Below are 14,310 nucleotides of genomic sequence, written 5' to 3' on the forward strand. Positions count from 1 at the left end.
TACAGCATTGTTTGAAAACTCGCTCAAGAGGTTTCAGAAAGACCCGAAGCAAGGAGTGAAATGAGCATTGAGAATAACCCCGACATCCGGCGACCGTTATTCCTGACAGACCAAGATGTTGCAACGCTGGCCAATTTTGAAGATGCGATTGCAGCGATTCGAGCGGCTTACTCAGCTGCCGAAGACGAGCACCGAACACCTGGACGCATTTTTGCAGACTCACAGCGTGAATGGATGCGCATCATGCCCTCAATTCCTGCTTCGGGCCAGCTCTTCGGCGCAAAATCCATCGTGGGAAGTTTCGCCGACGGCCTGCAGGTCAGCTACATGATCAATCTGTTCGATAAAGATACCGCCGAACTGGTCGCGTTGATCGATGGCAATCGTGTCACGGGGCTGCGAACAGCTTCGACCACTGCGGTGGGAGCCTCTACCATCCTGCCGAACAAACCGGTATCCATTGGGGTCATCGGTTCTGGCTTCGAAGCGCGCTCCCACCTACAGGCGCTGGGCAACGTCGCCGAGTTCTCATCCATCCGAGTCTTCAGTCCGACACCTGCTAATCGGGAAGCTTTCGCGGCCGATTTCAGCACCAGAGATGGCTCACAGGCCGTCCCAGTTTCAAGCGCTGATGACGCCGTAGATGGTGCTGACTTGATCTTGTGCGCGGCTCGATCGCGAGACGAAACCCCAATCATTCGAGCCGAAACCGTGGCCCGCGATGCCACGGTCATCTCAATTGGCTCGACTACCCGTGGGCAGCGCGAAGTCCCCGTCGAACTTATTGATCGAGCCTCCACAATTGTGGTGGACACCTATGACGAAGTAGTCCACGACAGCGGTGACATGTTGGCCGCACAAGCCGCAGGGATCCATCTCAACGGCAAAGTACTCAGTCTGAACACCGCACTCAATTCCCAAACTTCCATCGACACGTCGAATGGAATTCGAATCTATAAATCTACGGGCTCTGGCCTTCAGGACATTGTTGTCGCTGAGATGCTATACAACCGTGCCCGCGCCCTGGGTATGGGCACCGAACTCCCCGCAACCATCGTTACAAGCGCTAAATAACTAAGGAGCAATAAATGCTGGACTACTCAGTAACAGAAGCACGCGCATGGGCGCGTGAAAAATTTGTGGGGGCAGCTGCCGTAACCCACCCATCGTTCACCGCGGACTTCTCGCAGTTGAACGAGGACGCCATCCGACACGATGTTCTACGTCTCAAAGAAATGGGATACACCGGCACCCTCCTGGTAGCCGAAGTCAATATCACTCCTGAAGAAAATGCACGGATGGCGGCAATCGCCCGCGAAGCCGCCGGCCCTGACTTCGGACTGTTTTTCCACGCCATTTACGGCACCCTGGAACAAAACATCGAGGCAGCAAAATTAGCTACGAAATCCGGTGTGGATCGCGCCCTGTTGGCCTACCCAGCATCGTTCTGGCCGACCTCATTCGACGAGGTCTTTGATTACACCAAGCGCTTTACTGAAGAAACGCAATTGGCCACGATGCTGTTCCCACTCCCAGCTTGGGGATTCGAACGCATCCATCCGGCAGGCATGCCCGTCGATTTCGTGCGTCGCGTTATCGATGAGCTACCAAACATTGTGGCGATCAAAGCAGAACAGGGCTATCCGGGAATTCCGGGGCTCATGGAAATGTACCACCACTTCCGCGATGAAGTCGTCATTTCATCGCCTATTGAAGCTGACACGATCCCGTTGATGTCTCAACTTAACCTTCAATATTCCGCAACCGCTAACACCAACTGGATGGGTGACTACTACCCTCGGGTATTCGATATGGCACGGAATGGCCAGTGGGAGGAAGCTATGAAGCTCTACTGGCAGGTTACGCCAGCACGGGCTGCAAACAATACTGTATCAGCGACCTCCACTCCCGGCACGAATATGATCAGCCGTACCCAGTGGAAATACCAAGAGTGGCTAGCTGGCTATAACGGCGGAGCACTTCGTCCTCCGGCAACCAAACTCCCCGATCGCTTCATGAAGCAGCTTCGTGCAAGCTTGGAAGCTTCGGGCCTTTATGTAACCGACTCTCCTGATGAGGAATTCGTGCACGGGCGCGTTCCAGCTCGCGCACCGAAGGTCTCCATCGGAGCCTAACTTAGATACACTAATGCCGGTCCCGCAGCTACACGGTGGGGGACCGGCATTAGTGTATCCACCCAACCGTTCTCTACCGGATATGGGTGGGTCCCATCCGTCACCGCAATATGCACGCGAGGGAATTTGTATGGCCTCCGTAACGGCAGCACATCAATGCCAACCCAGAGCTGGTCAGCCTGACCCGTCACAATCGCCTAACGACCGTCGCGCCCTTGAACAGGTGGGTACAACGGTCGTTATGCGTGTGAGTCGTGAGCTGTTCGGCATTAGAAGCGGTTGCGGACGTGTCTTTCGCGGCCATAGAGAAATGCTGCCGCAATGACGACGAAACCGTAAATGATGCGACTTCCGGACTCGCTCATTCCGACACTCAGCACAATCGTGGACAGCAAAGTCAGGATCAGGGCACCTAACACTGTCCGGGTATAGCTGCCATGGATCGAACCGAAAGTCGTACCGCCCAGCAGTACCGCAGCCAGGCCAGTAAAGAAGTATGGTTCGCCGATATTGGCGGACCATCCGGCGCTAAAGCTTGCGATAAACATCCCTGCGATCCCTGCAGCTATTCCCGACGTAGCAAACGTCAAAGTCCAGACTTTACCGGTGTGGACCCTTGTCAACTCGGCGGCTCGGGCATTCGTTCCGGTGGCATATAGGCGACGCCCACTGGCAGTCCGGGTCAAAAACAACCACACTAGCACGACCGCAGTGAGCACAATCAACAGGATCGGCGGGATGGGAAGCCCGAAGGTAGTCCCGTTAATGGCGGTAAGCGCTCGCAGTGAATCCGGCGGAGCGGATGTGAAATTCGCTTTCGCCACAAACAGGGTGCCGCCGACCAGTGCGGCATTTACCCCAAGCGTCAACACGAGGGGCTGAATATTGTATCGATGACTAACAAATCCAACGAAGGCGCCCATGAGACCACATATAACGACTGTCATCAGCAGCGCCAGAGGTATCGGCCATCCAGCTCCTCCTGCGAGATTCGAGGAGATAAAAGCACCCACGATAATATATCCGGGTATCGCTAGATCCAAACCCCCAATGAGTACCACGAAAGTTTGACCTAGTGCTGCAAACGCGAGCAGCGCCGCAAGAATGAGCACAGATACGATAGACAGCCGATTAACGAATGCCGGAATGCTGATGACAAGCCACAGAACCAGCGCCAGCAGAACCGACAACTGCAAAATCGGAAGTCTTAAGACGGATAAGCGAAACTTTGTCCATCTGGACGGAACTGCGGGCGCATCATGACGCGCGTCGACAACGGTATGGGTGGTTGTCACTGGAGTTTTCCTTTCTGCCGCGCTGACAACAGGGTCGCACTGACGAGTACGCCCACGACAAGAACGATGCCGTAAGCAAACTGGATAAGATTTGACTGCACGCCACCTGCGGTCAGCAACTGCTGGATAAGATAAATGGCAAAGGCTCCAAAGAGAGTTCCTAACATGCTGCCTCGGCCGCCAAGAAGACTGGTACCACCCAGGACGACCGCGGCGAGGCCCAACAGCGCGTAGGTTGTAGCCAACGCTGACTCTGAAGACTGCAACAGCGCTGCCAGTGCGATACCACCAATACCAGCAAAGAGTCCTCCGAGACCGTAGGCCAAAATCCGAACCGCCGTCACGTTGACACCGGAGCCGAAAGCTGACAGATCGCTATCCCCGGTCGCCAACAGGTTACTGATAAATGCGGTGCGCCTAAGTAAAAACCAAATGAGCGCTGCAGCGCCAATAGTCAACAGTGCACCAGGCATGAAGCCAAGGGTTCGTGCCAATCCCGCGCTCCACCGATCGGCAGCTTGAACGGGGTTTGGTGCGATGGTCTGTGATAAACCAATAAGTATGAAGAGCATTCCTACTGTCGCGACGACCGGGTGCAATCTGACCACCGCAACAAGGATTCCGTTGATCATGCCGACAATTGTGGCCAGGATCAACAGAATCGGTACCGAAAAGTACCAAGAGCCAAGCCCCGCGGGCATCAGCACGGCGATGAAGATGACACTAATGAAGGTAGTCAGAGGTCCCACTGAAATGTCCATCCCACCGGAGAGGACTGACGGTGTTGAGGCGAAGCCCACCAGCGCAAACGGTGCGAAGGTGCCCAAGATGGCCGGCCAACGAGTGGGATTCGCAAAGCTCGGCGAGACGATAATATTGAGAGCCAGCAACACGATGCATAACAGCAGTGCAAAGGCATAAGGACGTTGTTGGAGAAAAGCAAATATCCTATTCATACTGCACTTCCATTTCTTGGCCAAAGTATGCGGTCACAATAGACTGCTGGTGAAGATCCTTGCCGGCAAGCTCGGCAAAAACGGTCTTGTCCCGAAAGACCAGCGCTCTGTCCGTCAGTTGGACGATTTCGTCGACTTCGCTTGAAAGCACCACAATCGCAGTTCCTTGTAATGCAAGGTCCTGAAGCGTGCGGTATATCTCAAGCTTGGTTGAGATATCGACTCCACGAGTGGGATCATTGAGCAACAGAACCGAAGGTTCCGTCGCCAACCACCGTGCAAGCAGCACTTTTTGTTGGTTCCCGCCGGAGAGCGTGGTGATGGAATCGTCGGGACTCCCTAACTTGATACTGAGACTTTGGATATACTCTCGAAAGCGCGCAGCCATGCGTTTCCTGCTCAGGAATGGTCCAATCTTGTCTTGACGCATCGTCGGCAGCGCAAAGTTCTCCTGGATGGACATCTGTTCAAATAACGATTCACCGCGACGTTCTCTGGGCAGATAAGCAACCCCCAAACCTGCAGCATTGCGCCGTCCCACAGGAGTAGCTGAATTATTTTGCTCTGCTTCGAGCCGCGATACACGGCCCGGCCCCCCTGCGAAACCGCTGAGGCGACGAATGAAGAGGTCCTGCCCATGTCCTTCGAGTCCGCAGAGTCCGAGGATTTCACCGGCTCGAATGTCCACGTTGATTTTCGTAGCCTGTTCGGCCAATTGGATATCTCGAGCTTGCAGAACTACCTTGCCAGGTTCTCGAGGGGGCTTGAAACTCTCCTCTGGACTAGCTTTTGAACCGGTCATATCTTGTATCAATCCGCTTATGGTCATTGTTTCCTTTGCAACCGTGGAGATAGTCTGCCCGGAGCGCAATACGGTAACTCGATCTGAGATTTCGGCTACTTCGTCCATGCGGTGAGAGATAAATAGCACTGCCGAACCCTGCGCGGTTAGCCTCCGGATCTCGTTAAAAAGCCGGTCTCTGGTTTGTACATCGAGTGCAGCGGTTGCTTCATCCAGAATCAGGACGCGAGGTCGACGAACTAACGAGCGAGCAATACTCACGGCCTGTCGTTGTGACAAAGAAAGCTCAGCTGCAGGGACATCCAATTGGGCGTTGCCCAGAAGCCGCTCCAATACTTCGGTTGCCTGCTGTCGTTGGGTCGCCGTCTTAAATCGTCGACGAAATATCCCGTCTGAGCCGAGCCAGATATTCTGCAAGACGGATTGGTGGCTTGCAGTGAGTACTTCTTGGAAGACCGTCTCGATACCATAGTGACTAGCTCCGCGGGGGCTGCGCAGCGTTAGATCCGCACCGTCAAGAAGCATCTTGCCACTATCTGGCTGGTGGACACCTCCAAGAATTTTTACTAGCGTGCTTTTTCCAGAGCCGTTCTCCCCCAGGAGTGTGTGAACTTCTCCGGGGAATAGTTCGATATTGGCTTCTACTAACGCCCTCGTGGCGCCAAAGTTTTTTTCAATCTTTGCCATCTGGAACAACGGCTGTCCTCGTTTTTCCATGGAACCTCTCAACGTGGTGTTGTGCTTTGCATCACATGTATACCATACTGTACGTATCGAACCGTGTCGATTCTTTTCGCACACACACCCTCGATGCAAAAACACGTTATGTACACCAAGGAGAAAACGTGACTAAACGCAATTCATCACGCACCCGATTACCTATTCTTTTAAGCGGCGTTGCTACGGCTACCTTGCTGCTGAGCGGCTGCACTGGAAATGGCTCCGAAGAGAATGATGCAGCTGCCGTAGCAGACGACTCTGCTGTTCAGGCCGGCGCGTGCGGTTCGATCCCCGAGATGGCGCCAAACGACCCCAGCGCCCTGCTCGGAGAAATGAGCGAAGAAGTTCAAGCCGCCTATCAGGGCTACCCATATGAGGTCAAGAAATCGCAGTGGGAGGATTGGAAGCCAGACCATGACGGACCATACACGGCCGCGATGGTCACTGATCCCCCTACCAACCCATTTCAGGTGGCGCTCTATGAATCGATGCGGAACACCCTTGCAGAAAATGATGTCGAGCTGATCGCCGAGTACGCGCCAGCTTCGCATGCGGATGTACCACAACAGTTGCAACAGTTTGAAGAGGCTATCTCCCAAGATCCAGATATCATCTTCTTCTTGCCCCTAGCGCCCGATTCCACTCTCGACGCTCTCGCCGGTGCAGCTGATGCAGGTATCCCCGTCGTCATTTTTCAAGTCCCGGTAGATTCTGAACACGCTGTGAGTGTCTCGCTAAACCCTGTGCTCCAGGCGGCTGAAACTGGCGCATCGGTCTTTAGTTCAATGGGTGGAGAAGGCGCAATCCTGCGGGTGCTAGGTGTCCCTGGGAACTCCACTGACACCTTTGCCACTATGGGCTATGACGCAGCACTGGAACAGTGCCCTGACATCACCGTCGCCGGTGAGGTCACTGGCACGTTCGAGCCGGGAACAGCACAGGCGGAGACCCTGAACTTCCTATCGAGCAACCCGACGCCTGTCACCGGCGTGGTTCAATCTGGAACGATGGGCGTTGGGGTCCTGCAGGCCTTCTTAGACTCAGGACGTGACCCTGTCCCGATCGCTGATATTGGTGCCACCCAGGGTTTCGTCAGCTGGGCTATCCAAAACCCTGAATACCCATACACCGGTTCGGTAAGCCCTGCCAGCAGAATGGGCGAAGTCTACGCAAATGTAGGCATCCGGATGCTCAATGGCGACGGCCCAAAGGTTAACCAGATGATCACTGCAGCTCAGATTCTCGACTCCGAGAACATTGTGGAACTTGGCGATGATTCTTGGGAGATCACTGACCAAAGCCTCTTTGACGGTGACCCGGAAGCATTCTTCCCGGAAGAACACCTCGATGAGTTATTCACCAACTAAAACTGGTGCTATTGATTCTTCCGTGAGTGCTGGGGAGTCGTAGAAACGCAAACACGCCGTTCACTGTATAGGTTTGTAAACATCAAACACTCAAAACCCAATACGTAAGTGAACGGCGTGTACCAACTTCGTCTATGGCGAAGCCTGCTCGGTGTCGACCGACCGAGAAACTCAAACCCCGGTGCGGGGTCTGCCTGGTGCGGTGTGCTGGCTATGATCACGGTGGCGGACCCTGGACTCGGGTGCGGTGCCGGTGTTTTTGGAAGCCGATGCGCCCAGAGTCCAATGCCCAACCTACGGGGTAGTCGTTGGCCAGGTGCCGTAGGCGCGGCATACCGCAGGCCATACCCGGTTCTTTGATCAACAGGTCGTCTGGTTAGCCACCCAGTGTTCCAAGGTCGCAGTCACGGTGTTGATGCGAGTGGCCTGGCGAACAGTCGGGTCGATCATTGATCGGGTGTGGGCTAATACCGAAGCCACCCCGCGCGGATTTTTCGGGGCGTTGGACGCCTCCGGGGACGGCCGGGGCGCCTATGTCAGTGCCGATGGCGCCGACTCGGTTGGTGATGTCGTCGCCGAATACTGCCCCAACGCAGTGCGAGCAGCCGACCCGTTTCATGTGGTCTCATGGCCACTGACGTCTTAGATGCAGTGCGCTGTGAAGCCTGGAATCACGCCCGGAAACTGGCACGCTCCGAACCCAAACGCGGCCGCGGCAGACCACCCCAAGACGGACCACCACGGCCAGTCACGCAGAAGGCCAAAGCACTCAAAGGGGCCGATATGCGTTATGGAAAACCCCGCGCATCTGGGTGAACACCAGCAGACCATACTGGGCTGGATCGCCAAAACCGACCGCCGACTGCACCGAGCCTATTTGTTGAAAGAAGGACTCCGAGCGCTCTTTCAGATGAATCTGACGGAGGCTACCGAAGCCTTAGAAGGCTTGATCAGCTGGGCCAGACGCTGCCAAATCCCAGCGTTTGTAGAACTACAACGCGATAGTATTCAGGGTCCTCTTGCCGGATATCCGAATTATGGTCCCGCTCGATGGTTATGTCATCGCCGCGAGTCTCCGTATAGAAGTGGATCCAGTCCAGTGGTGCAGGTCCGCCAACGATGCGGTACTCTTCCGCAACGATGTGAAAGACGATCGCATCGCCAATCAGGTAACCCTGGTTATTAACCCTGACTGGTTGCTTGGCTTTGTTCGCTGGGAAGGTTGAGAAGTCGTTGACTGCGATAGAACGGAGCAGGGACTGTCAATATTCGTCCGAGAAGTATTCACGTCACGTCTCGAATTGTTCGCCGAGCCCGGCGAATGATGCAGCACCTGCCCGCCCAATGAAAGTAGGCTACACAGAACTGAAATATCATGGGTCAGCCCCGATGAGTTGTCAAGTTCATATTTCTAGTGCAGTTATTGAAGTGCCTCATTCGTCGTCGGATACTCAATGCTCTTTAGCGTGTCTATTGTTGTGCATTTGAGCGTAATACCTTGTCATGCCGATTCGACGAGTACGCCCCAATATTATCCGACTCTTTCTTTCGAGACAGAATGTTCAGTCCGCCCAGGGCCCCTCCTAGCAGCGCGATTGGGAACAAGAGGAGTAGCAAAAAGCCGCTGAGTCCAATGCCAGTGCCGATAAGAACGCCACCGATTCCACCGCCGAGTGCAGAACCAATTCGTCCGCCCATTTCTGTGGTCCCGATCCCAGTGGCGCGAATATCTGTTGGGAGCGCGGTAGCCGCCAGTATCGAACGTGACGGGCCGAGCACAGAGGGGACAATAGCACCGAAAATCCCGAACATAATCAGAAGCAGCGTGTAGCCCGGAGCGGGTGTTAGCGCCACTGTCAAAATTGTCAGGGACGACAGCGCCAATAGGGTTCCAAAAACAACGAACCTTGACCATTTTGCGAGGAAAACCCCGATTAATAAACCACCCGCGGTACTTGTCAGCCCATAAAGACTCACGATCGCACTGCTCTGAACCGTGTCAAGGCCGGTGGAAGGCAGCTGCAGCAATATCGGAAGGTACTGCACTATGGTGAGCTGTGTTCCCAGGGAGACGAATCCGAAAATAAACAAAAGAATTGTCACAGGTGCGTAGGTCTTAGACATTAGCTTGGTCAGTGCACCCGTTTGATGCTCTGAGGTACTCGTTGGCTGCTCCGGCAGAACGAACTCTACTTCGTTTAGGTCGAGGTCTGGAACGATTCGCTTTACTGAGCGCTTCGCACGGTCAACTGAACCACGTGCAAGGTAGTGGCCGGGAGACTCCGGTAGGACGAATGCGGCGAGGACCACGAATATAAATGGACCTATACCTGCCATCGCTAGAAGAAGACGCCACCCTTCTGTGGGGAGTATCAGTCCTGCAAGTGACGCGCCCAAAGCCGTACCTAAACCTACGAAGGCGTACGCAACGGCAAGCAATGCAGCGCGGTTTCGCTTAGGAACGAGTTCGGATAGAAGTGCGTTCGCACTCGCCATCGTCGAACCCATGCCAAGGCAGGCTATCCAACGCCAGAGAGTAAAGGCCGCAAAGTCTCCAGAGGTTGCCCCTAGTGCCGTGGCAACTGAAAAGAGCGCAGCGGCCCAAATGAATACGGTCTTTCTTCCGATGAGATCGGCTAACCGACCGGCAATAAGTGCTCCAACTCCCATACCCACGAAGCCGCCGCTCACTACAATCGCGATTCCGCCGCCTACTTCAACACCCCAATCCTGGATGAGAGACGGAAAAATATGACTTACAATCGTCACGTCCATTCCATCAAAAAGCATTATTAATGCTATCACTGAGAAAAATAGCCAGTGCCGTTTGGTCAGCCCTTGGGCTTCCATAGCTGAAGTCAAATCTAGCTTTTTAGTTTGATGCGTGTGCATCGAGGATTAGAGCTTTCTACTCAGGGCCCCACTGTACAATCCGCCGTTGTCAGGACGCGAGGATCCTCGCAACAGCGGCTATAACCTGAGGGCGGGTCAATATTTTTGATAGTGCGAATAGAGCCCCCGTCAAGGGCTCAATTGCAATCGTCCAGTGATACGGATTATCGCTGGCCGCTGGTTAGACGCTTTGTGGTGTCGGTACTGATATTCCAGGAATGTACTGGACCAGAAGTTCCAGATCACCTGCAGATTGCCCTACACCGAGCACGTAACGGTCCGGACGGACGACGACCGCCGAAGAACCACTAAATTCCAGAAGCTGATTGATTTTCTCTGGTTCGTTCATGACGACGATGTGGTCGCTGAATTCAATCTGCTGGCGTACTTCCGAACTCAGTTGGTTGTACAGTTCCGCATTAGCAGCAATCAAAAAACGTAGCCCAACCAGCTCATCCAGGCGCTTACCATCCGCCAGCATGGGCTGTATGCTCAAGTAGCCCGCAATGTCGCCTTCGTTTGCATCGCGCAAACCTGGTCCGATGGGCGGAGAAACCGGGGCTGCCTCCATTGGATTGGCCCACAGATATTCGTCTCGCTTACGGGCCGCTTCTGCGTCCGTTGTCTGAAGAAACATCGCAGCGTTGGTCGCTTGTTCCACCCAGAATTGGGCGTGCGGTTTGCGCTCTGTCTCATAGGTATCCAAAAGGCTTTCATCCGCGACCCCTCGTTTAATGAGTCCTAACTTCCATGTTAGGTTCGCAACATCTCTGATTCCTGCACAAAGCCCTTGTCCAAAACACGGCGGAGCTTGATGAGCAGAGTCTCCAGCGAGGAATATTCTGCCTTCTCTCCATCGTTGCGCAATTCGTCCTCTAAATGTATAGACTGCCTGACGGTCTGGATGGAATTGCGCCGCTGGAAGTATTCCTCGACTGATGCGTTCAATTGCCGCCGGGGTGACAATCTCGTCGAGATCGTCTCCTTCCATAACCATGAATTCCATCCGAACACGAGTCCCTGGTAAGCGGATCCATAAGGCTGGTCGAGTGTGGTGACAAAGGAAAACCATGTCATCTTCATAGCCAGGGCTGTCGACTAAATGGCCGTCTACGACGACCCATTCGGCATCCTCCCCGAATTTTTCACTTTCAATTTCCAAAGCTCGGCGTATCGGCGAGCGCGCACCGTCAGCCGCAATTAGCCATTTTGCACGAAGTACTGCTTCTTGGCCGTTGGAGTCGACAATATTGACTTCGACCCCTCCCGAGATATTTCTGACTTCACCTGCAGTCACACCCCGACGCAGTTCAATGTTGGGCAGTTCAGAGATCCGCTGTCGTATTAGACGTTCAACCTCGGGCTGGTGAAACGTGATGTTATTAGGCCATGCTTGCGGACCGAATTCGCCGGTGGGCACCGAAATTAAAACCTCCCCAGTTTCATTTTGAAAATGAGTTGAGGACATTGGCAGGGTCGCTGCCGTCAGCTCTTCCGCGACGCCCAAGGTTTGTAGTACCCGAAAAATCTCGCCGTCGAAATGCACAGCACGCGCGGTGGGCCACGCTTCAAGGTCCTTCTCAAGACCAATAGCAGTCAAGCCGAGTTGACCCAACAACGCCAGCGCAGTTACTCCGACCGGGCCCCACCGACCACGATGACGTCTGCGTCATGAACCTCAACCATTTCAGCTCCCTTAAGTTCGAACCGTTTCGTATGTAATGTAATTCATGTCACACCGCAATGCAATGCTTTTGCTGTGGCACTTCCAGAAGCACCTAAGCCCTCTTACCTTCGGATAGGTCGCGAACGCGATTACGTTGCGTTCCTAGGCCAGTGATGCTGCCTTCAATGACGTCACCAGCTTGAAGGAACCTCCCCCAGTGCGACCCGTTACCCTGGGGCGAACCAGTGATGACCATGTCGCCGGGATGCAGCGACATGAAAGACGTTATATACGAGATCAGTTTCGGAATATTAAAAACCATGTCACTGGTGTTCCCCTGCTGCATTGGAGTTCCGTTCAGTGACAAACGGATCTCGAGGTCGTGAGGATCTTCGACGAATGCGGCTGGCACAATATATGGGCCCGTGGGGAAGAATGTCGGATGGTTCTTCGAGCGCATCCAATCGGTTCCCATCATTGGAATATCTTTTCGAGGCACAAGGCTGCGAGTGGTGATATCGTTGCAAATCGTGTACCCGGCCACATATTCCATGGCGTCTTGTTCAGAAACGCGGTAAGCGTCCCGCCCAATGACTACTCCGAGTTCGAGCTCCCAGTCATGATCGTTACCGACCTCCGGAAGGAGCACGTCGTCATATGCGCCAGACATTCCCGAAGCAGATCCGATCCACACATAAGGTTCTCCATTTTGTGCTCGCTCGTCTACTTCCTGTGCTGCTTGCTCACGCAGAGCTTCGGCAGAAGCGTCAGGGTCACCCAGCTGATGCGCTACCGTTATTTCGATGACATGTTGGCGATAGTTAGCTCCAGCAGCTATCAGCTGACCTGTTGGAGTCACCGGCGGCAAGGTCTGAAGATCTACGACCGGAGTGGAGTCGAAAGCTGCGCGCTTTTGCTCATCTTGAGCAAACTCATTCAAGCGCTCGAAGTTACTTTTCCAGTCAGAAAGCAGAACTGTTGTACTGGTGACCTCAGGGATCACGCTAGAAATACTGTATACCCGGTCTGCGATCACCATGCCCGGGAAATATTTCCCCCCTGCACTAAATGTGCCTATTGAAAACTGAACTCCCATAGTATTCCTTCCATCATTGGCCGCGTTTACCGCAGCATTCGAACACGACTCTCAGGCGTCCGATAGTGAATGTTGTGTAAAGGTTTCGTGGTTTTTACCGCCACGAAAAAGTTGAGGATCAACGATGTAGACCGATGTGTTTGGCTCAGTCCTGGCGTTACGAACTCCCCAAGGCTGCCTCAAGTACGTCAGACCTCCACAGGGAATGAATATCCTGAAACGTGGACGGCAGCATACCCAGCTCATCACGCATATGGACAAGCAATTCAAGGCCAGCAGCCGAAGGGACAAGAGTAGTCGGCTTAGTATCCCATCCGGATTCTTGCGCCCGTGGGCCGAAACCTGCTTGTGCCAGCAACTCGAGACCTTCTTGCCGGCGTGCGCTAGCGGTCCAAGTAACTGCTTCATGTAGTAGTTTCAAATACAAGTGCAATCGCGGCTGAATCTCGTCGAGTCGAGACTCGCATACCACGATGCCCTGGCCGGGATAGTCTCTAGCCAAATCATTGACCGTTGCCAACTGAGTAAGACCTTCTTGCTCGGCCATTTCATCAAAAGGTGGACCAAGCAACGTTGCGTCCACCCGCTCCTCCAAAAGCGCAGCCAAACGTTCGCTCACACCACCGATTTCGACGAATTCGACGTCTGCGACTTTTTCCTCAGCAAGTAAATACTTCGCAGCAATGGCGAACCCATTGGATGCTGCATCAACTGCGAACCGGAGTCCTGATAGCCCTGATACATCGGTTAACCCCGATCGTGCATAAAGCCCAAGAGGAGTCGTGCGCTCAACTTGTCCTACCAACCGAAAATCATCAACGTGCTGATTCCACACCAGCATGTTGTCGATGGCAGTTATGGCAACATCGCACTCTGCGTTGAGGAGATCGTCCCGCTGCTCATTGCTAGATCGAGTGACCTTTGAGTCCACATTGAGCCCGATTTTCTCGAAAACATCAAGATGCTTCGCTACAACCACCGGAACTGGGGGCACGAAATATGTTTGCCTAAGCGTCTCAGCCATAATTCCTATTCCTATTCCTATTTGCCGCCCAGTCGAACCTGCTGTAAAGGCTTGGGCTGTTCACCGAATTAGTAGAACCAATCGTCTGACCAGGAGGCCTTGTACCTTGATGCCGGCATCCAGGACGGACTAGATCAACAATGATCCGGCCTCGTCGAGAAGCCCAAGCCTCTCGACGAGACCGCGGGAATGTTACTGGTTAGGTCGGTGTGTAGCGCCCATACGAATCAGCTCGTCTTCAGTACCGGGCACGAGACCTTCTTCAGTGGCAGTTGGCTGCGGGGCCGGCGGAAACGCCTCGAGCATCGACTGCGGTAGTTCCTGATTGCGGTAGTAGTCGTTTGGTCCGTCCTCAGG

At 54.0% G+C, this 14,310-nt stretch carries 11 protein-coding genes and 2 pseudogenes; 5 read left to right on the forward strand and 8 right to left on the reverse strand.

The window, feature by feature from the left end; all coding sequences use genetic code 11:
* Window positions 1-60: 60 nt before the first annotated feature.
* A complete protein-coding gene (locus K8V32_RS04590; RefSeq protein ID WP_303903583.1) occupies window positions 61-1,074 on the forward strand; it encodes an ornithine cyclodeaminase family protein in 1,014 nt (337 codons plus the stop codon).
* A gap of 14 nt (window positions 1,075-1,088) precedes the next feature.
* The gene (locus K8V32_RS04595; protein WP_303903586.1) at window positions 1,089-2,135 is read left to right on the forward strand and encodes a dihydrodipicolinate synthase family protein; all 1,047 of its coding nucleotides are present in this window, start codon (window positions 1,089-1,091) and stop codon (window positions 2,133-2,135) included.
* 269 nt (window positions 2,136-2,404) lie between these two features.
* Here K8V32_RS04595 and K8V32_RS04600 read toward each other — a convergent pair whose 3' ends face one another.
* Genes K8V32_RS04600 through K8V32_RS04610 form a run of 3 tightly spaced genes read right to left on the reverse strand, consistent with a single transcriptional unit; the run spans window position 2,405 to window position 5,905 of the window.
* Window positions 2,405-3,430 (reverse strand): ABC transporter permease, encoded by a 1,026-nt coding sequence (locus tag K8V32_RS04600; protein ID WP_303903590.1) that lies wholly within the window; start codon window positions 3,428-3,430, stop codon window positions 2,405-2,407.
* Window positions 3,427-4,386, reverse strand: a complete 960-nt coding sequence (locus K8V32_RS04605; RefSeq protein ID WP_303903593.1) for an ABC transporter permease — start codon at window positions 4,384-4,386, stop codon at window positions 3,427-3,429. Before K8V32_RS04605 ends, K8V32_RS04600 begins: the two co-directional genes overlap by 4 nt.
* A complete protein-coding gene (locus tag K8V32_RS04610) occupies window positions 4,379-5,905 on the reverse strand; it encodes a sugar ABC transporter ATP-binding protein (protein ID WP_303903596.1) in 1,527 nt (508 codons plus the stop codon). The genes K8V32_RS04605 and K8V32_RS04610 overlap by 8 nt, the downstream gene beginning before the upstream one ends.
* Window positions 5,906-6,033: 128 nt before the next feature.
* Here K8V32_RS04610 and K8V32_RS04615 point away from each other — a divergent pair, with 128 nt between their 5' ends.
* Window positions 6,034-7,275 carry a substrate-binding domain-containing protein gene (locus tag K8V32_RS04615; RefSeq protein WP_303903598.1) on the forward strand — a complete coding sequence of 414 codons (1,242 nt, stop codon included), beginning with the start codon at window positions 6,034-6,036 and terminating at the stop codon, window positions 7,273-7,275.
* Window positions 7,276-7,492: 217 nt separating this feature from the next.
* On the opposite strand, the gene K8V32_RS04620 is transcribed toward K8V32_RS04615, so the two are convergent.
* Complete coding sequence (locus K8V32_RS04620) at window positions 7,493-7,639, reverse strand: hypothetical protein (RefSeq protein ID WP_303903601.1); 147 nt, start codon at window positions 7,637-7,639, stop codon at window positions 7,493-7,495.
* Window positions 7,640-7,660: 21 nt separating this feature from the next.
* On the opposite strand from K8V32_RS04620, the pseudogene K8V32_RS04625 reads away from it, so the two are divergent.
* Both K8V32_RS04625 and K8V32_RS04630 read left to right on the forward strand, forming a co-directional pair.
* Window positions 7,661-8,212 (forward strand): annotated as a pseudogene (locus K8V32_RS04625) (transposase); the annotation flags it as partial.
* A gap of 100 nt (window positions 8,213-8,312) precedes the next feature.
* Window positions 8,313-8,501, forward strand: coding sequence for a hypothetical protein (locus K8V32_RS04630; protein ID WP_303903604.1), 189 nt, complete (start codon window positions 8,313-8,315; stop codon window positions 8,499-8,501).
* Between the two features lie 244 nt (window positions 8,502-8,745).
* Here K8V32_RS04630 and K8V32_RS04635 read toward each other — a convergent pair whose 3' ends face one another.
* The 4 genes and pseudogenes from K8V32_RS04635 to K8V32_RS04650 form a co-directional block, all read right to left on the reverse strand.
* Window positions 8,746-10,167 (reverse strand): MFS transporter, encoded by a 1,422-nt coding sequence (locus K8V32_RS04635; RefSeq protein WP_303903607.1) that lies wholly within the window; start codon window positions 10,165-10,167, stop codon window positions 8,746-8,748.
* A 181-nt stretch (window positions 10,168-10,348) separates the two neighbouring features.
* Window positions 10,349-11,800: pseudogene (locus tag K8V32_RS04640) on the reverse strand (FAD-dependent oxidoreductase); the annotation flags it as partial.
* Between the two features lie 145 nt (window positions 11,801-11,945).
* The gene (locus K8V32_RS04645) at window positions 11,946-12,773 is read right to left on the reverse strand and encodes a fumarylacetoacetate hydrolase family protein (RefSeq protein WP_303903610.1); all 828 of its coding nucleotides are present in this window, start codon (window positions 12,771-12,773) and stop codon (window positions 11,946-11,948) included.
* Between the two features lie 313 nt (window positions 12,774-13,086).
* Complete coding sequence (locus tag K8V32_RS04650) at window positions 13,087-13,953, reverse strand: ABC transporter substrate-binding protein (protein WP_303903613.1); 867 nt, start codon at window positions 13,951-13,953, stop codon at window positions 13,087-13,089.
* Between the last annotated feature and the right edge of the window lie 357 nt (window positions 13,954-14,310).

Source organism: Enteractinococcus helveticum, from assembly GCF_020742345.1.
Classification (GTDB): Bacteria; Actinomycetota; Actinomycetes; order Actinomycetales; family Micrococcaceae; genus Yaniella; species Yaniella helvetica_A.